The 19,089-nt window shown below is 54.6% G+C and carries 15 protein-coding genes; all 15 read right to left on the reverse strand.

From position 1 onward, the window contains the following. Nucleotides 1–71: 71 nt before the first annotated feature. The gene (locus CWM53_RS09900) at nucleotides 72–293 is read right to left on the reverse strand and encodes a hypothetical protein (RefSeq protein ID WP_074386058.1); all 222 of its coding nucleotides are present in this window, start codon (nucleotides 291–293) and stop codon (nucleotides 72–74) included. Between the two features lie 183 nt (nucleotides 294–476). Next, nucleotides 477–971: a sugar ABC transporter permease gene (locus CWM53_RS09905; protein ID WP_226682262.1), complete on the reverse strand. Its 495-nt coding sequence runs from the start codon at nucleotides 969–971 to the stop codon at nucleotides 477–479. 28 nt (nucleotides 972–999) lie between these two features. Further along, the gene (locus tag CWM53_RS09910) at nucleotides 1,000–2,850 is read right to left on the reverse strand and encodes a TIGR02594 family protein (RefSeq protein WP_100729824.1); all 1,851 of its coding nucleotides are present in this window, start codon (nucleotides 2,848–2,850) and stop codon (nucleotides 1,000–1,002) included. A gap of 17 nt (nucleotides 2,851–2,867) precedes the next feature. Further along, entirely contained in the window at nucleotides 2,868–3,269 is a 402-nt protein-coding gene (locus tag CWM53_RS09915) for a DUF4431 domain-containing protein (protein ID WP_226682273.1), read from the reverse strand. 11 nt (nucleotides 3,270–3,280) lie between these two features. After that, entirely contained in the window at nucleotides 3,281–5,983 is a 2,703-nt protein-coding gene (locus CWM53_RS09920; RefSeq protein WP_100750781.1) for a type VI secretion system Vgr family protein, read from the reverse strand. 114 nt (nucleotides 5,984–6,097) lie between these two features. Further along, complete coding sequence (locus tag CWM53_RS30465) at nucleotides 6,098–6,619, reverse strand: hypothetical protein (RefSeq protein ID WP_133123810.1); 522 nt, start codon at nucleotides 6,617–6,619, stop codon at nucleotides 6,098–6,100. Next, nucleotides 6,616–7,254 (reverse strand): hypothetical protein, encoded by a 639-nt coding sequence (locus CWM53_RS09930; RefSeq protein WP_100730554.1) that lies wholly within the window; start codon nucleotides 7,252–7,254, stop codon nucleotides 6,616–6,618. Before CWM53_RS09930 ends, CWM53_RS30465 begins: the two co-directional genes overlap by 4 nt. Then, nucleotides 7,251–9,758: a type VI secretion system Vgr family protein gene (locus CWM53_RS09935; RefSeq protein WP_227521701.1), complete on the reverse strand. Its 2,508-nt coding sequence runs from the start codon at nucleotides 9,756–9,758 to the stop codon at nucleotides 7,251–7,253. Before CWM53_RS09935 ends, CWM53_RS09930 begins: the two co-directional genes overlap by 4 nt. A 1-nt stretch (nucleotide 9,759) precedes the next feature. Then, nucleotides 9,760–12,414: a type VI secretion system ATPase TssH gene (gene tssH, locus CWM53_RS09940; RefSeq protein WP_100630897.1), complete on the reverse strand. Its 2,655-nt coding sequence runs from the start codon at nucleotides 12,412–12,414 to the stop codon at nucleotides 9,760–9,762. Between the two features lie 264 nt (nucleotides 12,415–12,678). After that, entirely contained in the window at nucleotides 12,679–13,170 is a 492-nt protein-coding gene (gene hcp, locus CWM53_RS09945; RefSeq protein WP_023340018.1) for a type VI secretion system effector Hcp, read from the reverse strand. Between the two features lie 4 nt (nucleotides 13,171–13,174). After that, nucleotides 13,175–14,881 carry an OmpA family protein gene (locus CWM53_RS09950; RefSeq protein WP_100750782.1) on the reverse strand — a complete coding sequence of 569 codons (1,707 nt, stop codon included), beginning with the start codon at nucleotides 14,879–14,881 and terminating at the stop codon, nucleotides 13,175–13,177. Further along, entirely contained in the window at nucleotides 14,878–15,567 is a 690-nt protein-coding gene (gene tssL, locus CWM53_RS09955; RefSeq protein ID WP_100729896.1) for a type VI secretion system protein TssL, short form, read from the reverse strand. The genes CWM53_RS09950 and tssL overlap by 4 nt, the downstream gene beginning before the upstream one ends. Then, complete coding sequence (gene tssK, locus CWM53_RS09960; RefSeq protein ID WP_165784135.1) at nucleotides 15,564–16,907, reverse strand: type VI secretion system baseplate subunit TssK; 1,344 nt, start codon at nucleotides 16,905–16,907, stop codon at nucleotides 15,564–15,566. The genes tssL and tssK overlap by 4 nt, the downstream gene beginning before the upstream one ends. A gap of 9 nt (nucleotides 16,908–16,916) precedes the next feature. Next, nucleotides 16,917–18,461, reverse strand: coding sequence for a type VI secretion system contractile sheath large subunit (gene tssC / locus CWM53_RS09965; protein ID WP_064159186.1), 1,545 nt, complete (start codon nucleotides 18,459–18,461; stop codon nucleotides 16,917–16,919). 42 nt (nucleotides 18,462–18,503) lie between these two features. Further along, nucleotides 18,504–18,995: a type VI secretion system contractile sheath small subunit gene (tssB, locus tag CWM53_RS09970; RefSeq protein ID WP_074386065.1), complete on the reverse strand. Its 492-nt coding sequence runs from the start codon at nucleotides 18,993–18,995 to the stop codon at nucleotides 18,504–18,506. Between the last annotated feature and the right edge of the window lie 94 nt (nucleotides 18,996–19,089).

Below are 19,089 nucleotides of genomic sequence, written 5' to 3' on the forward strand. Positions count from 1 at the left end.
TGATATTCTCTTCCCCTCGTAGTGCATATTTCAATCCATTTTATACGCGAAATACTTGACAGTAACTGGGTCTATCCCATCAATACATCCAATTTATAAGCAAATAAAACAGTGCCTTCGTCATTAGTAAAGCTACTGTTTATTTCAATTGATTCTTTTACCCCATTCACATTAATATCCATTTCATAGTCAATAATATAATCATTTGAAATGCAATCATCCTTACCCTTTGTCACCTGTTTTACAGATAAATGCTCTGCAGTATTATTCTGGTTGATTTCCTTTTTCATCACCAGTAAATGCTTACCAGAATTACCTTCCCACTTTGTAGAAAAGATTAGATTTTTAGTAAAAGTAGAATTTATTGGCTACAAAATAATATGCAACACAACCTAAAAAGCAGCAAGAACGCCGAATAATGATTCATCAACAACACCCTTAATTTATAGCGAGATGCTTACTTCAATACTCACAAGCTATTTTTGCAGCATAAATTTATTGGCAGCTTTGCAAGCTAAAGTTCCGTCGGGAAGAGAATCAAACAAAGAGGTAAAGTTATATAGGACTGTTTTCCCATTAACTTTCTTAAATTCAATAAAATACCCATAAGCACCATCATCATCACATTTTTTTCTAATAGACTCTGGTAGTGCAAAAGATACATTCCATACACACACTTTTTCATTTGGGAAAACTGCCGATGTGTTAACAGGATACTTTGATTTTTTGTCCACTCCCCAGCCATAGTAAACCTCAGATACATTGACAAGTGTACTGTATTTATTTTTGATAAGTAAATCACTTTCAACATAATGCCTCACTTCTTTTGAAGACATTTCAATCAACAACTTCTTATTGTTTTTTTTAAAAACCTCTCTTAGAGAATCTATATTTGAGTTATCCATACACTCTTCTGCCAGTACACAGGAGCTGTAACCAAGTAACAATGCTAAAACATAATAATACTTCACATCACCTCCAGTATTAAATTTTTATTTATCACCTTGTTCTTCCATCCTCGTTCGAGAGTAGATTGGCTCCAAGGCTTTCACGCAACTCTGCAATATTAGAAATCGCTGCTTCTCTCGAGCCAGAATTTATTATTTTTTGTGCATAAGAATAATATGAATCAGGTACATAGAACCCTATCAACTCATAATGTAACCGTCCATTGATATAAACTTGATATAATGGGTTTATTGTTACACTATCTCCCTGATTTCCGCCAAGTACACCTATTTCTCCATCCTCAAAAAGACAGTATATAAAAGCAACGTGCCCTTTCCAAGATGCTTTTTTCCGTAAAACGACTATTGCACCGTATATAGGTTGAGACACTTTTATAAAACTTTTATTTTTCGAGAAAGATTGAGAACTGGCGCTACCAGATGTTGAATATCCAGATTCTTTAAGGCAATAATTTACAAAAGAAGCACACCACGGATTAGAGTCACCAACCATGGATGACATATTAATGCCTGTCTTCTTATGGTAGTTTATTCCGCCATCGCCTTCCTTTACACGCCCCCATTTCCATCGAGTCTCTCCCTCCTCGAATGCAACCGCCATCCACGGAGCCTCTCGCTGATCATGAGGAAGTAACGCAATCGGATTACCGGAATTTTTTCCTCCGACTGATTCCAGCGTTTTTTTATTGGAATTTACTTCTTTGTTTTGTAGTTGTTTTTTACTCACTGTTTTTGAGGTTGGAGGATTAACTGCTGAGTTATCGGACTCGACCGCAGTATTGCTACCATTTTTTCTTATAGAAATTGATTGCCCCGGATATATTTTATTAGGGTCTGATATATTATTCTGACGCGCAATATCGTCAACATTCGCACCATTTTTTTCTGCGATCTTCGCCAGCGTGTCACCAGGTACAACGATATAGATTAAGGGGCTATTAGTTTTGGCACCATAAATCATCAAGTGTTGACCAGGGAAGATCTTACTCACATCTTTTATATTATTGTTTTTGGCAATTTCATCAGCACTTGTCTTATAACGTTTGGCAATTTTTGATAGAGAATCTCCTGGCATGACTATATACTCTATCGGTTTCAGAGCGCTCTTCTCACGTGGCACTTTGGGAGTCTCGGCAAGTGTTTTTGCAGAGAATTGAGAAAAATTTCGCGTGAGCAGTATATTCTTCGTTTCATCCCCAGCAACTGCTGAATAAACAACATCCTCTTTTCCAGCAGAATTAGTATATTTGACGACAATAACCATTCCTTGTTTCGTATGAATAATTGTCTTGAGCTTGCCGTAAGCGTCTGTTTTCCACTCGTAGCTAGTACTTTCTAGTGTTACCTTAAATGGCACATTAGCAACTGGGCGAGAGCCGTCTGAAACCGTCAAGTTTGTCACATACACCCATTTTTCAGTACCAGCCTTCAGGCCCCCTTCTTTTTTACTGATCGCATCCACAACTTTGCCGAATTCTTTATCATCCAAGTCAGATATTTTTTTATCTTTTGCAACGCCACTCTCTGAACTTATAAAGTTAGCATAAGCAACGGGATCATTGCCTGCGGTTTCAGGAGCATACTGCGACATCATCTCAGATATGGTGTCATTTTGATATTTTCGCCTCAATAATGCACATTTTTCACGCTCCCCAGCTTCAATGCTGGAAAAAATCGCAAATGTATTTTCTTTCGGATTATATACAGTACCGACACCTATTCGCCCTTTTTGCTTACTTGCATCAGGCAATGCCATAATATTTCCGGGGTTGTTAAATCTCCAGTTTAATGTCCCTGCAGTTTTTAGCAAACGAGTCCCATCACCAGCTTCGTACTCAACCGTCTTGGTTTCAAGATGGTATGTCGCTTTTATAAATCTCATACATCATCCTTTTTATTTTATTCTGTTGGCTGAAAGCTGGTGTCGTTTAATAAGACGGAAGTCATATGATAGCCTGTGACAGCAAGCATAACTTTTCCATCTACAATGACATGGTGATTAAGTAGATTGCGTTTAGTTTTATAATCGTCACCACTAACAATGAGCTGAATATTGCTATCCCAACCTTTTTGCTCAGTATTAGCATCAACCACGCACTTTAGCGGACTATTTATATGCAGGATCCAGTAGAGTAATTTTTCGTCATGCGCCCTATCTTCCCCCCAATTTGGGGGGCCGTAAAATATTTCTTCTTTCATTATTCCTGTGAGTACAATCTTATCCCCCTCTTTCAGGCATGCAGCATATACACCGAAGTTATAAAATAAGATAGCCAGACTCAACGTAAGTTTCATAAGCATACTTAACACTATCAACTATCCTTTGTTAAACTTAATAAAGTTGAAATCATTGATTCAGTCAATGCTGATGTTCTATCATCTTCAAAACCCACTTCACTTAAATAAAGATCGGCATCAGGTGCTTCATCCTCAAAATCCTCCATACTGTCGTCTTCAGTTGATGAGACAGAATGATCCTCTTTACTCCAAGTTTCTCGGCCAATGATTAAATTTAATGTATCGCTTTCAGGAAGTACTATTTTGGGGAAACGACCTGAACTGTCTACTGTTCCGGTAGACAGAATTTTTCCAGCGCTATCAGTAATACTGTACGGCTGATTTATCAGCCAGTTCATACTTTGGCTGACACTATCCGCACCTGGAAAAGCAAAACGTAAACTGTGCTCTCCAGGCTCCATTACAGGAAATACAGGCATTTTGACTTTTTCAGAAGCGCTTTCCTGACGCCCGTAATATCCTGCTTTCGTGCGATATTCGCCTGCAGTAGCAGATTCAATCGCATTTGCATCAAGTCTGATATAGCTCCCTCCACCATTCAAGGTCAGCTTCTTCTTCGCGATGATTTTGATTTCATCCTCCGTGCTGACAATGCTGATTTCCTTCCGGGCAAGCAGCGCCATCAGGTCATTCTGCGCCTGCATCTGTACCGGTCCCTGGTTCGCTATCAGCCTGATCCCAAGCTTTCGCACAAACACGCTCAGCGCACTGCCCACCCCGATGAACAGATTTTTCACCACGCTGACATCCGCATTCTTTCCGGCCGTGGCAATCAGGTTATGTCCGGCTGAGACCTGCAGGTGCTCCCCGCTGGTCAGCGCTATCCCCTCCGGCGCGCTGAGCAGCAGTACTGATTTTTTGAGGTCTGTCAGCTGCTGCTCCAGCAGGGTAATTTGCGCCTGGAGATCGGCCGGGTTCGCGGTCGCCTTCTGCGCGTCACCGGAGATGGACATCATCTGCTCCCGGGCTTCAGCCAGATTGCTGACCGCCGGCTCCATATTCAGCACCTGCCCCTGAGCCTGCGCCTGCCCGTCCGCGCTGATAAAAATACCCTTCTGTGCCCGGATGGCGCCCCGGCTGTCGGTTCTCAGCTCAAAGCCTTCGCCGCGCTGCCGCTTCTCAGCATCCACGAGATGGCCGAGGTTCAGCTGGCTCTTGCCGCCATACTCCGTCGACACCTTGATATGCTCTTTCCCGCGCTCATCGTCGAGGCGGATTTTGTTGTTGGCCGGGGTGCGCAGGACGTTACGTTTGTCATTGCGGATGGTGACGTGGTCGCCGTGTGCCGAGTCGTGCAGCACCCCCGCGATATACGGCCGGTCGGGGTTACCGTCCTCAAAGCCAATCGCCACCTCCGTCCCCGCCAGCAGCGGCAGGTGCAGGCCGTAAGTGTCTCCGGCATACGGCCGCGACTGGCGGACCCACAGGCTCTCGAACCCGGTTTCCCAGCGCGCCCGGTCAAACAGCATATTCACCCGGTAGCGCCCGTGTTTGTCGATATGCCCGTAGGTGTCGTTTTCCCGGGTGCTGGTCACGCGGGCCGGCAGCGTCCCGGCCATCACCGGACGCGCACCGGGCTCAGGCCGGTAACCGACGTCCGGGCTGTCCGGTATGCCGGCAAACTCCACTGCAAAGTCGGCATCGCGCCGGGCGTGGCTGTGCATCGCCGTGACGAGCACGCCATCAGCAAACTCCCCGGCCACCTCCTCTCCGCCGGTGACCTTCAGCACCTGTCCCGGGCAGAGTGTCGGGCAGCTGGTGGTGGCCTGCGTCCGGGTCTGGCCGTTCAGATAACGCTCATGACGAAGCCGGGCGTAAAACGCCCCGGACTCCGGCGCCGGATGGCGGTCATGGACATTCCCGGCGGTCAGGTAGTTATCTCCCCAGTGGTAAGCCTCACCAAAGGTGGTGGTCTCCCCGCGGGTGACATCCACCTGCGCGTTCATGTCCGCCGTCGCCTCGCGGTAGTTGTAGTCGCGGGTACTGACCTGCTGCTCCACGACGCGGTGGCGGCATGCCATCTCCCACACCGCGTCCACCCCGGCCGACTGCTGCCCGGACGGCGGGACCGAAGGCAGCTTCAGTCCCTTCTCATAGCCCTGCTGACTGTCGCAGAACTCAGCGACGTCGATGTGCAGCCGCGTGTCGGTGGTAAAGCGAAACCAGATCCCCACCTCACCCAGCAGCCGGGTGATAAAGCGCAGGTCATCCTCGCCGTACTGCATCACCTGCTCGCGTCGCGGATACGTTTTTGTCAGTGAGAACAGAAAATCCTGACCGCGCAGGCCGTGGCGCTCGCGGAGGATTTTTTCCACAATCTGCGGAACGGACTGGTCCTGGTAAATGCCGTTCTGGTGCGAGCGGTTAAGCAGCGCCAGGCGCGGCTGGAGCGTCAGCGCGTAGTGCGTTTCATCCCTGGAGGTACTGAGCCGTTCAAACCCCGTCACCACGCCCTGGATCACCCGCACGGGTTGCTGAACATTGATGCCGAAGCCCTGAGCCACCGGCGCCTGCAGCGTCAGGGAGGCTGCCTTCATCAGCATCATCTCTTTGCTGATGGCATGGTCTGCGCTGGTGAATTCGATACGGTAGCGGAACGGCTGGCTCAGGGCTTCATCGCCCTCAAACGCCAGCACATCAAGCCCGGCTTCACATCCTTTCACCGAAAGCAGGTGGTGGTTGTGGCTGAACAACAACGTAGCAGGGTTTGTAGTCATTAGAATCCTTTCAAGTGATAAAACTAAGCTAATGTATTTTAAAATCAACTACGACATAAATTAATAGTTATCTATTTAATATAAATAGAATCTAAGCTCTTGATGATTTAATGACTATTGTACTTTACTGCTGATATTCCCTACTGTGTAGTAAATATCATTACCTTTCATATCATATACAAACGCATTTCTTATATCCTGATGTTTTCCACTTTCCCCAACACCAGAGAACGGCACATTAACGCAAATAAAACTCTTGTTATTTAATCTAATGTACCCCCATTCTGAAAAAGAATAATCTATCTCCTTCGGAATTGATTTGATTAACAGTCCAAAATCAATAACCTTTAATTTCGATAAAGGATATGATTTACTCCCCTTATAAAAGGCCATTCCTGACCGAGAATTCCCATATCCAACAATAGTTCCTTTATAATCAACATAGCGCACTTCGCCTGCTGCAGAATAGTTGCTATCTGTTATCACTGCACTAGTATCTATTGATGAATAATCAACCCCATCAATTAATGAGTGCTGAAACAGACATGTTTTAAGTGCATTCGAGGGTATACTGTCGTTAGCAACAACAGCTATTGAATAAAACAGAAAAAAGTTTAACAGCAGTTTTTTTATCACTTGTATAACTTCCCTTTTGATAAGGTTATATAATCATCATTGTTTTTCCAAAAGATCGTCCCACCATAAGCCGCAGTCGAATCATAAATATGATCATACCGTCCTACTTCAACTTTTTCTTTTGTGACTTTAACTTTTCCCTTCACTGTTTTCTTGACCTTAACAATTTTATAGAGGATAACAATTTTTGTTGAATCCTTAATATCATATATATTATGCGAAGGATCTGTGAATTTTATCCCATGCCTTACTTTAAAATGTTTATTATAATTCGATTTTATATCTGCCCCATCCCAAAAATATGCACCATTCGAAAGATCGGGTCCATCTGACAATGCATTCTTTGCTGCTGTCAAGGCATTAGACATACCGGTATCGTTAGATATATCCTCATCTTTAGCCTTATTGAATTTTTTATATTTTGCATTCCCATCACCAACAACATAAGAATAAGAGGGCTCTCCATCAATAAACTCCTTCATTGTAGTATATCCTCTCGCGTCTCTCTGACGGACCAATACACTAGCTAACGCTTTTAATTCATTAGCATCATTGCTTGCTGATGCTTCCCCATATGCCATAGCGGCCAACAATCGCTCTTCATCTGAAATTTTATCAACTTTAGTATCAGTCATGATCTTTCCGCCCTATCAACATCCAGCCAAAAAATTATATTTTTATCATCACCAAGAGTAAATTCCAGAGTCCCGTCATGATTAAACAATTCAGACTTAGAATCAGCTAACCGATAGCGATAGTTATTAATAGGATTATCATCCACATCTAAAAGAATAAAACTTTCAGTAATCTCTTCATCATTGGGATCCTTAGACATTTCAGATAAAACAGGCATTTCAGGTTTGTTTTGAGCCCTCGTCTGCCTGCTGTAATGACCGGCCCTTGTTCTGTACTCACCTGCCGTCGCTGATTCAATGCCACTGGCATTGAGCGTGATATAGCTTCCCCCGCCGTTTATCGTGACCCTTTTTTTCGCAATAATTTCGATACTGTCTTCCGTGCTGACAATGCTGATTTCCTTCCGGGCAAGCAGCGCCATCAGGTCATTCTGCGCCTGCATCTGCACCGGTCCCTGGTTCGCTATCAGCCTGATCCCAAGCTTTCGCACAAACACGCTCAGCGCACTGCCCACCCCGATGAACAGATTTTTCACCACGCTGACATCCGCATTCTTTCCGGCCGTGGCAATCAGGTTATGCCCGGCTGAGACCTGCAGATGCTCCCCGCTGGTCAGCGCTATCCCCTCCGGCGCGCTGAGCAGCAGTACTGATTTTTTAAGGTCCGTCAGCTGCTGTTCCAGCAGGGTAATTTGCGCCTGGAGATCGGCCGGGTTCGCGGTCGCCTTCTGCGCGTCACCGGAGATGGACATCATCTGCTCCCGGGCTTCAGCCAGATTGCTGACCGCCGGCTCCATCGCCAGCACTTGCCCCCGGGCCTGAGCCTGTCCGTCCGCGCTGATAAATATCCCTTTCTGTGCCCGGATGGCGCCCCGGCTGTCGGTTCTCAGCTCAAAGCCTTCGCCGCGCTGCCGCTTCTCAGCATCCACGAGATGGCCGAGATTGAGCTGGCTCTTGCCGCCGTACTCCGTCGACACCTTGATATGCTCTTTCCCGCGCTCGTCGTCGAGGCGGATTTTGTTGTTGGCCGGGGTGCGCAGGACGTTACGTTTGTCATTGCGGATGGTGACGTGGTCGCCGTGTGCCGAGTCGTGCAGCACCCCCGCGATATACGGCCGGTCGGGGTTACCGTCCTCAAAGCCAATCGCCACCTCCGTCCCCGCCAGCAGCGGCAGGTGCAGGCCGTAAGTGTCTCCGGCATACGGCCGCGACTGGCGGACCCACAGGCTCTCGAACCCGGTTTCCCAGCGCGCCCGGTCAAACAGCATATTCACCCGGTAGCGCCCGTGTTTGTCGATATGCCCGTAGGTGTCGTTTTCCCGGGTGCTGGTCACGCGGGCCGGCAGCGTCCCGGCCATCACCGGACGCGCACCGGGCTCAGGCCGGTAACCGACGTCCGGGCTGTCCGGTATGCCGGCAAACTCCACTGCAAAGTCGGCATCGCGCCGGGCGTGGCTGTGCATCGCCGTGACGAGCACGCCATCAGCAAACTCCCCGGCCACCTCCTCTCCGCCGGTGACCTTCAGCACCTGTCCCGGGCAGAGTGTCGGGCAGCTGGTGGTGGCCTGCGTCCGGGTCTGGCCGTTCAGATAACGCTCATGACGAAGCCGGGCGTAAAACGCCCCGGACTCCGGCGCCGGATGGCGGTCATGGACATTCCCGGCGGTCAGGTAGTTATCTCCCCAGTGGTAAGCCTCACCAAAGGTGGTGGTCTCCCCGCGGGTGACATCCACCTGCGCGTTCATGTCCGCCGTCGCCTCGCGGTAGTTGTAGTCGCGGGTACTGACCTGCTGCTCCACGACGCGGTGGCGGCATGCCATCTCCCACACCGCGTCCACCCCGGCCGACTGCTGCCCGGACGGCGGGACCGAAGGCAGCTTCAGTCCCTTCTCATAGCCCTGCTGACTGTCGCAGAACTCAGCGACGTCGATGTGCAGCCGCGTGTCGGTGGTAAAGCGAAACCAGATCCCCACCTCACCCAGCAGCCGGGTGATAAAGCGCAGGTCATCCTCGCCGTACTGCATCACCTGCTCGCGTCGCGGATACGTTTTTGTCAGTGAGAACAGAAAATCCTGACCGCGCAGGCCGTGGCGCTCGCGGAGGATTTTTTCCACAATCTGCGGAACGGACTGGTCCTGGTAAATGGCGTTCTGGTGCGAGCGGTTAAGCAGCGCCAGGCGCGGCTGAAGCGTCAGCGCGTAGTGCGTTTCATCCCTGGAGGTACTGAGCCGTTCAAACCCCGTCACCACGCCCTGGATCACCCGCACGGGTTGCTGAACATTGATGCCGAAGCCCTGAGCCACCGGCGCCTGCAGCGTCAGGGAGGCTGCCTTCATCAGCATCATCTCTTTGCTGATGGCATGGTCTGCGCTGGTGAATTCGATACGGTAGCGGAACGGCTGGCTCAGGGCTTCATCGCCCTCAAACGCCAGCACATCAAGCCCGGCTTCACATCCTTTCACCGAAAGCAGGTGGTGGTTGTGGTTGAACAACAACGATTTCACGCTACTCATCGGCGATTGCCCCCTCGTCAAACGCCATCACGACGCCTTCCTCTTCGTGATACCCCAGCGTCACCTGGCGCGGTTTCTGCCCCGCCGCCATATGGCTCAATAGCTGCTGACTCAGCGCCGGCAGGATCTGCTGATTCAGCAGGCTGTCGACGTTGCGGGCGCCGGTGTCCGGCAGCAGGCAGGCCTCGGTCAGCGCGTCGAACAGGCTCTCGCTGAGGGTGGTGGTGATTCCGTAATGGCAAGCCAGACGCTGGCTCACCTGCCCGAGCTTCATCCCGACAATGGCGCGCAGCGCTGCCGCCGGCAGCGGACGGTAAATCACCGTCTGGAAGCGGGCCAGCAGCGCCGGCTGGAAGTGGCCGCGCAGCACCGGGCGCAGCAGCTCGTGCAGGTCTGATTCGCTGGCCTCCGGCTGTTCATCCAGCAACTGCATCAGGAGGTCGCTACCGAGGTTGGCGGTCATCAGGATCACGGTGTTGCGAAAGTCAATTTCACGCCCCTCGCCGTCGCGCATCACCCCCCGGTCGAAGACCTGATAGAACAGGTTCATCACATCGCGATGGGCCTTCTCCACCTCATCGAGCAGCACCACGCTGTAGGGGCGTTTGCGCACCGCCTCGGTCAGGATCCCGCCCTGGCCGTAGCCGACGTAGCCCGGCGGAGAACCCTTCAGCTGGCTGACGGTGTGCGGCTCCTGGTACTCGGAGAGATTGATGGTGATCAGCGCTTTCTCGCCGCCGAACAGCGCATCGGCCAGGGCGAGCGCCGTTTCCGTTTTGCCGGTGCCGCTCGGCCCGACCAGCAGGAACACCCCCTGCGGACCGTTCTCCGGCGTCAGGCCGGTTTTCGCGGCGCGCAGGCGCCGGGCAATAGCGCTCAGGGCCGCCTCCTGGCCAACCACCCGTTTGCCGAGACTCTCTTCCAGACTCAGCAGCTCCGTCTGCTCATCTTTCATTAGCGAGGAAAGCGGCACGCCGGTCCAGTCGGCAATCACCGTCGCCACGGTGCGGACGTCGACGTCCAGCCCGAGCAGCGGATTGCCCTGCTGGACAGCAATAAGCGCGGTTTGTAGATCGCTGATTTCCGCCTGGCGGGAGATATCGCGACGACAGGCCCGCAGCGCCTCCGTCAGCTGCAGCTCCTGACCATACTGAGTTTCGAGGGTATCCAGCGCCAGAATAAGGCGGATCTCCTCCTGCTCAATGGCCGCCAGCCGTTCGCCGTGGGCGCTGTTGCCCAGCGCAATATCTTCCAGCAGCGCCTGCTTCTCCATCGCCAGCGCGGTGAGCTGCGCCTTCATGCGAGTCAGCGGCTCAGGCACGGTATCAAGACTCATGCGCAGGCGGGCGGAAGCGGTGTCGAGTAAATCCACCGCTTTGTCCGGCAGCTGGCGGCCGGTGAGGTAGCGTCGTGACAGCGTCACGGCGGCGCGCACCGCATCATCCGTGATATGCACCCCGTGGTGGTGGGCATAGCGGGGCTTCAGGCCGCGCAGCATCAGGCAGGCGGTGTCGTCGTCCGGCTCATCCACCTTGACCATCTGAAAGCGGCGCTCCAGCGCGGCGTCGCGCTCGAAGTACTGCTTGTATTCACTCCAGGTGGTGGCGGCGATGGTCCGCAGCTCGCCCCGGGCCAGCGCCGGCTTCAGCAGGTTGGCGGCATCCGCGCCGCCCGCCTGATTACCCGCGCCGATGATCGTGTGCGCCTCGTCGATAAACAGCAGCACTGGCGAAGGCGACTGCTGCACCGCCTCAATGATATTTTTCAGCCGCTGCTCAAACTCGCCTTTGACCCCGGCGCCGGCCTGCAGCAGACCGAGGTCGAGGGTGCGCACCGACACTGGCTTCAGCGCGTCGGGGACGTTGCCTTCGGCAATGCGCAGCGCCAGGCCTTCCACCAGCGCGGTCTTGCCCACACCCGGCTCGCCGACGAGGATCGGGTTGTTTTTACGCCGACGGGAGAGAATGTCCACCATCTGGCGGATTTCCGTGTCACGTCCGAACACCGGGTCAATCTGGCCGTCTCTGGCTTTGGCGGTGACGTCGAGCGTGAATTTGTCCAGCGCATTCTGCAGCGCCGGGTTGAGCCCATCAGCATTCAGTTCGCTGCCCGCAGGACGCCCCACAAATTCCACATCCCCGCCATGGCGCTGCGCCAGCGCCGCTTCCTGCAGCGCTGGCGGACGTTCGTCGGACTGGGCATCCAGTAAGGGGCGCAGGCGATCCAGCTGGCTCTGGCCCAGCGTTAACAGCGGCCACAGCCCATCGCACTGGATCAGATTCTGTTTTTCAACCAGCGCCATCAGCAGGTGAACACTGCGGATCTGCGCTTCGCCGCTGAGCGAGGCAATCAGCCAGGCCTCCTGCATCAGCCTCAGGATAGGATCAGAGAGCTGGGGACGATGACGTACCGAGCGCGGCTGTTTATCCAGCCAGCTCAGCAGATCCTGCCACAGCGCATCCATATCCCATTCATAGCGCCGCGCCAGCACCGTCAGATCGCCTTCCCCCTGTTCCAGCAGCTTGAGCAGCCAGTGCTCGGGCAGGATCTCGGCATGCGCCCGGGTCTGGCACAGGGAGGCCGCCCCCTCCATTGCGCGGGCACAGCAGGGATTAAGACGGCGTAACAGGCTGGCTGGATTTTCCATGAGATCCTCTCTTATTGGTTCCGAACACGCTACCGCCCGTCGCTGTTCCCGAACAGGAACCCCAAGCGCACAAGGTCAGGCAGACAGATTGTGTTTTTCTTTGCTGAGAACCCGCATCTCAGGCACTCAGCAAAAAACGGCGGGCAGAGAAACGCTGCCCGCATCAGGCGATAGTCCGCAATAAACCCCGGTCGCAGAGATAACAATGCGGCCGGGGTGAGCGAACGTCGCCTGCGCGCCAGCGGCGCGAAATATGACGGGCAATTACGCGGTGGCGCGTTCGTTCCAGCTATCGGAGTGAATGATGTTGCCGTCTTTATAGGTCCAGGTGATCTTCTCGTAGCGCAGCTCAATCTGTTCCAGATGGTTGTGCTTCTCGTAGGCGGGGTCTTTGATGTCGTGCATCAGGGGATTCACTTTCACCACCTTGACGTTCTCAAGTTTGGTATTGAAATACTCCACTTCCTGGCCGGCATCGTTGATTCTGTACCACTTAAACTCGGCGGACTTCAGGGTCTGACCGGTGGTCACCGCCTTGTACAGGTAGGGGCTGGAGGAGTCGATCTCCTTGGTGAACAGGAACGGCGTATGAATACGCGTGCCGGTCAGTTTGCCGGTGTTGTTATCGGTCGGGATGTACAGGTTATGCTCCTGGGCCACCACTTCGATACTGCCTTCACGATCCTGAACGTCGACAGACCCTTTAATGTCCGCGCCGCCATCGTCTTTCAGCCAAAGATAAACAGGAATTGCCATGGAATTACTCTCCATTGTGTAGTGAAGCGCCATCATCCTGGGATGACGCAGAGGGTTGGTCCGGTAACCGGCAGGCGTCTACCTGCGGCACCAGACTGATTTCGACACGGCGGTTCAGCGCACGGCCTTCCGGCGTATCGTTTGTTGCAATTGGTCGGCTTTCGCCATAGCCCTGAACGGCAAAGCAGCTGTTCGGCACGTCGCCGGTATCGCGCATCCAGTCGCGGACCGATTCCGCGCGTTTCAGCGACAACAGCTGGTTGGCTTTTTCCTCACCCACGCTGTCGGTGTGGCCCGCCACCACGATCAGCCACCCGGGCCTGGCCTTAATGTCCACCAGCGAGTTGACCAGCCGCTTTGTCGAACCGGGCTTCAGTACCCATTTCCCGGTATCGAACAGCGACATGCTGTCAAGGCGGATGACGTTCGGCGCGACGCGCTGCACCGGCCTGGGCGGCGGTGGAGGCGGCACGTAACCGCGAATAGCCTCCAGCAACGGCAGGCGAATCTGCTCCCCGCGATACAAGCCCAGACTCAGGCGCAGCGGGACGCCGTTACGCGCCCAGCTATCCAGCAGCGCGGCATCTTCACGCAGCACCCTGACAGCGCTGGCTTTTGGCCGATAATCATCCATCGCAATCCGCTCATAACGGGCAATATCGACGCCCACGCGCTGCAGCAGCAGTCGATTGTTCCAGCCACTGCTGAGCAGCGCGGCGACAGCCGCAAGGGTGAAAATCGCGAGCGCCGCGCGCCAGGCCCTGCCTCGTGGCGTGAGTCCCCGTCCCGCCGGTAACTGCGGCAGGATGAATTCCGGCAATGCTGAAGCGTCTTCGGTGTCACTCTCGCCAGGCTGCCAGCCAGCTACCCGCGACAGGCCGCTATGTCGGGATAACCACGTCGTCCAGGCCGACGACGCCAGACTGCCAGGCAGCGAGGGCCCGAGGCCCCACAGCACGGCCGCTGGGGTCAGAGGTGGCAGGTCGGTATTCTCTTCCGTCAACACGGCATGGACGTGCTGTTCAAACCAGCCCATCAGGCTGTTCATCAGCACCTGCTGCTCCAGCGCGGCCGCCCCGCCGGCGCTTACCCAGGCCGGTACGGAACAGGGGGCGCAGGAGGGCTGCCAGACTTTCACCGCCTCACCCGGCATCGCCGCCTGCCAGAGCAGGTCGCGACTCATCGTGCTGCCCACCTGCCCCTGCAGCGCCAGCGGTACAGCATACCCCGTCTGCTGGCGCAGCTGGCTGAGTTGCCAGCGCAGGGCCAGCAGAGCGCTGGTCAGCGCATCGCTTTGTGCGTGCCGCTGCGGGCAGACGCAGAGCAGCACCGACAGCTGAGGCCCCCATTCCGGCCGCTGGCTCAATATCTGACGCGCGACCTGCTGCAGCTCCTCCGTCTTTTCCACGCGGATCCAGCAGCCCTGTTTGACGACCCGCACCGGAGACTTTTGCGACCAGACACACGGCAGATCGCCGCAAACGAGGACCACCGGCTGGCGATAAGCGGCCGCCGGGAGATCGTCCAGGCTTGACGTAACGTTACGCCCGGAACGACGACTGGCGATGCGCCAGATCCCGATGATCAGGGCCAGCGTGACCAGCAGAATGAGCCACGCCCCCCAGCGGGGAACCGGCAAAAATAGCAGGCACACCAGCGCACTCAGCAGACTGGCCCACAGCGCCAGCCCACGCTGCTGCGCGGGGCTCATTTCACCTCCCCCGGTAACAGCGTCAGCAGCAGGTGATCGAGCCAGTGGTTCAGCCCCCACCACAGGACGAGTACCACCATCACGCTCAGGCCAATACGTACCGGCCAGGAGGCCAGCCAGCCGCTTATCCCCAGTCCGGCCCGACTCTCTACCAGTACGGGAGCGGCTGACGGGCACTGAAAAGGTGGGACATGCTCACTGAGCGCGTTGATCAGCTTCAGGCGCTCGGGATCGTTGAGGGAGCGAAAGCTGCCAACAAAACCTAGCAGCATCACCCGCTGAAAACAGGTGACCACGGCCAGGTCGGGCGCCGGTTCACGCAGCACATCACGCATCCGATCGCACAGCGTATCACCGGCATCCATGGTGCCGAGGAAGTGCCCCTGCAGCGGAATGTCATACCACTGCAGGCAGGCCTCATCCTCCACGCCGCGCCCTTTCACGGCTTCATCGAGCAGCGCGCACTGGGCGGTGAGAATATGCTGACAGCTGACGTCATCAAGCCCGCTCGCCTTCAGCTCATGTTGCACGCGCTCGACATCAGCAATACAGCGCTGCCATAGCGTGTACCCTTCCTCATCGCGGAACTGCGGGCCGTGGCGCAGGCTGATAACCTGCAGCCAGGTGTTTTGCAGCAGCGCATCTATATCAATGGACGCGGCGTTGCCGCGTTTAGGCTCATTCACGTTCGTAGTACCGCAAAAAGTTCAAGTTCAGGCTCACCGAGCATCCCCGGGACGTAGAACATACAGGTGCCGCTCTGCAGCATTTCCGTCGCCAGAGGGTGGGACACATCGAGGCTGAAATACTGATTTTCCAGACGCAGCGGGATCGCCGCCGGCACATGACGCAATGGCGTCAGGGGCACCCCTGTCCGCGAGGAGTTGACGATGGCTTTGACATGATCCGGACTGCCCACTTTGCACTGTCGCGGAAACTGCTCCTGCAGCCGGGCGACCGGTACCGACGAACGAACCGACAGGTAGTAATCAGCCCCTTCCCGCAGCCGGGCATCGTGCAGACGCGCCTGCCAGAAGTGCAGCCGGGCATCATGCTCCAGCGCAATCGCCACCACCCGCGACGGCAGGCTCGCCTCCAGCAGATCGCTCAGTAAATCAAACAGCGGCGGAAAAACCGTGTTCAGCTGGTCATGTTGATAGATCGGGACGGCATTCGCCTGATGGGTGAGCGAAAAGGTCAGCAGGCTGCCAGCCAGGCGCGCCAGCTCCGGATAGAGGCGTTCCGGCGGGCTCTGTTGGTCACGCAGAAAGTACCCCAGCACCGGCTCGGCGCTGTTCAGCGCATTCAGCAACCAGAACAGAGAGACATCGGCCACGGCAAAATCAGCCATCCGTTCATTGCTCTCGCGACGCATGGCCATCAGGCGCGTCAGACGAGCCCGAAGCTGAGTAAGCAGCTGTTCAAGCTGCGCCGCCAGCCAGCGGCTGCCCTGGATCTGCAGCAGCGGCGGGAGAAAGGTCTCGTCGATAAGCCAGGCCCCCTGCGAGTCCCGCTGCAGGCGAACAAGCGGGCAGGTCAGGTAATCGCTGTTGTCCTGATGGGCGAAGCGGAGGGTCAGCTCCGGCTGCATGACGGCAATCTGCCGGGTATCATCCCCGAACTGGTTGCGGACATCGCGCCAGCGCTGCCGGAAACGCACCGGCCTTTCGGCCACCTCCTCCGGCTTCAGACAGTTGCCGCCATTCGCCTGCATCAGGGGCAGCGCCAGCACGATCACCGCCTCGCCGTCCACCCTGTCCAGTGACAGCGCGGACGGCAGCGCATCGGCATTGTCCGTATCAATCATCGTGCCATCCTGGAACCGGACCTGCAGCCTGTGAACCTGCAGGCGGCCCAGTTTGAGCATCTCTGGTTCGAAGGTAACCTGAACCACTCCCCAGGGGTGGTTAAGCCCCATCCGGGCAATCATTTCCGCAGTCCAGGCTGCATACGCAGCCTGCTGTTGAAAATGCTGGGGCGACACCATAATGCCCCGACCCCACAACGGACGTTCCGTTTTCATCATCGTCCGGACCTACGCCTTCGCCTTCGGCATCTGGCTGACCAGCGACAGATTGACGTCCATCCCCTCGACCTGGAAATGCGGCACCGCGTACAGCTTCACGCGGAAGAAGCCCGGGTTATCCTCAATATCTTCCACCACCACGCTGGCATCGCGCAGCGGATGGGAGGCCTGCAGCTCGTCGCCAGGGTCGGTCATTTCAGTCACCAGGCTACGCACCCAGGTGTTCAGCTCCAGCTCCAGCAGCCGTCGGTCCTTGGTGGTGCCGATATTCTCGCGCTGGATCATCTTCAGGTAGTGCGCGATGCGCGAGAGCAGGAAGATGTAAGGCAGACGCGCGTTGATGCGGCTGTTGGCGGTGGCGTCGGCAGTGTCATACAGCGCCGGTTTCTGCGCGGAGTTGGCCGAGAAGAAGCAGGCATAATCGCGATTTTTGTAGTACGACAGCGGAATAAAGCCCAGGCTGGCGAACTCAAACTCCCGCGTTTCCGGGATCATCACCTCGGAAGGGATCTTCACCTGGTTGCCGGTGCCCAGATCGTACAGGTGGATGGGCAGATCTTTCACCGCACCACCGGCCTGCGGACCGCGGATCTGCACGCACCAGCCGTTATTGACAAAGCTCTTCACCATATTGGAAGCGAAGGAAAACGCCGCGCTGGTCCACAGATACTTTTCGTGGTCCGGGCCCTTCACCTGCTCGACATAGTTGAAGCTGCGCACCGGCACGGTATCCGGACCGTACGGCAGACGGCCCAGCACGCGCGGCATCACCAGGCCGATATAGCGGGCATCGTCGGTTTCACGAAATGATTTCCAGCGAATATATTCCGCGCGATCAAAGTAGTTGCCGATATCCTTAATAGCAGCCACCTCTTCCATGGTCTCTTTCAGGAAAAAGGCCGGACCGACGGCGCCGATAAACGGCATATGGGCGGCAGCAGAGACGCGGGAGATATTGCGCAGCAGCGCCACATCCTGCGGGCTGGCATCGAACTCATAAGCCGAGATCACCGAGCCGATCGGCTCGCCGCCGGGAGTGTCATACTCCGCGGTATAGGTGTGCCAGTAGAGTCCGCTCTGGATAAGCTCCGGCGCGTCCTCAAAGTCCTGGCGCAGATCATCTTTGGCGACGTCCAGGATCTCCGTTTTGACGTTCTGGCGATAGTCGGTGTTGTCCACCAGCTGTTTGAGGCCGCGCCACAGGGATTCGACCTGCTGAAACTCCTGGTGGTGCATCACCGCGTCCAGCTGGCGGCTTATCTGGAAATCCAGTTCGGCGATATGGTGATCAATCAGCGTTTTGTCGAGCTTTTCCACCCGCTGGCCGGACTGTCGGATGCGCTCCATAAACACCTGCATCGCCGCGGTGAGACGTTCTGCCGCCGGCGCCTCGGAGAGCGCGGCATCGTCCAGAAAGTCGTTGATATCCCCGAGGCGAGACGCCGGGGCGAGATTAATTTTCTCAAACAGCGAGGCGTAAACGCCCTCGCCCGCCCTATTTTCCTGCAGCGTGGTTTGCCCCTGAACAGGAGCATTTTCTGTGGTAACAGACATTAGCATTTTCCCGGTTAATCCATTAACAGACTTGCCTCGAAATTATTTCGGGGCAAGTGCACTCATTTCGTCACGTAATTCCTGGGACAGCGCCGGATCTTTCAGGATTGCCTCAAGCTCTTTTCTGAAAGTGGCGTTATCAAGCAGATTGGATTTGAGATCGCGTAATAAATTACGCATCGCCAGCATGGCGCGGAGTTGCGGAATTTGCCGGGCAACCTGCTCCGGTTCAAAATCTTTGATGTCGGTAAAACGCAGTCTGACATTCTCCTCTTCGCCGTTGCCGGCCAACGTATTTGGCACCGAGAGATTCACCTCCGGGCTAAATTCCGAAAGTACACTGTTAAAGTTATTTTTATTGACGTTGATTTTTTCTCTTTCTGATAAAGGCCGGCTTTCCTTACCATGACTAAAATCGCCAATGGTAAGCAGCTTCAGCGGCAGTTCGACCTTCTTTTGCGCGCCGCCGGTATGAAGAGATAATTTGAGATTAATGCGCGCCCTGGGGACTTCATTCTGGAACGTATCAGCCATAGTAGTTCCTTTCCTTGAGGAATAATTGTTGAAGAATTGACGGTAAAAAACCTGAGGATGATAAAGCAAAAATAGATTATCGATCAACTTAACA

Origin of the sequence: Klebsiella sp. A-Nf5 (assembly GCF_002810545.1) — a bacterium.
GTDB lineage: Bacteria > Pseudomonadota > Gammaproteobacteria > Enterobacterales > Enterobacteriaceae > Klebsiella > Klebsiella variicola.

What these genes read in the sequence shown, in the direction of transcription:
- CWM53_RS09910 (WP_100729824.1), bottom strand. Translation starts at nt 2,850, where the DNA reads ATGAGATTTATAAAAGCGACATACCATCTTGAAACCAAGACGGTTGAG.
- CWM53_RS09915 (WP_226682273.1), bottom strand. Translation starts at nt 3,269, where the DNA reads ATGCTTATGAAACTTACGTTGAGTCTGGCTATCTTATTTTATAACTTC.
- CWM53_RS09920 (WP_100750781.1), bottom strand. Translation starts at nt 5,983, where the DNA reads ATGACTACAAACCCTGCTACGTTGTTGTTCAGCCACAACCACCACCTG.
- CWM53_RS09930 (WP_100730554.1), bottom strand. Translation starts at nt 7,254, where the DNA reads ATGACTGATACTAAAGTTGATAAAATTTCAGATGAAGAGCGATTGTTG.
- tssH (WP_100630897.1), bottom strand. Translation starts at nt 12,414, where the DNA reads ATGGAAAATCCAGCCAGCCTGTTACGCCGTCTTAATCCCTGCTGTGCC.
- hcp (WP_023340018.1), bottom strand. Translation starts at nt 13,170, where the DNA reads ATGGCAATTCCTGTTTATCTTTGGCTGAAAGACGATGGCGGCGCGGAC.
- CWM53_RS09950 (WP_100750782.1), bottom strand. Translation starts at nt 14,881, where the DNA reads ATGAGCCCCGCGCAGCAGCGTGGGCTGGCGCTGTGGGCCAGTCTGCTG.
- tssK (WP_165784135.1), bottom strand. Translation starts at nt 16,907, where the DNA reads ATGATGAAAACGGAACGTCCGTTGTGGGGTCGGGGCATTATGGTGTCG.
- tssC (WP_064159186.1), bottom strand. Translation starts at nt 18,461, where the DNA reads ATGTCTGTTACCACAGAAAATGCTCCTGTTCAGGGGCAAACCACGCTG.
- tssB (WP_074386065.1), bottom strand. Translation starts at nt 18,995, where the DNA reads ATGGCTGATACGTTCCAGAATGAAGTCCCCAGGGCGCGCATTAATCTC.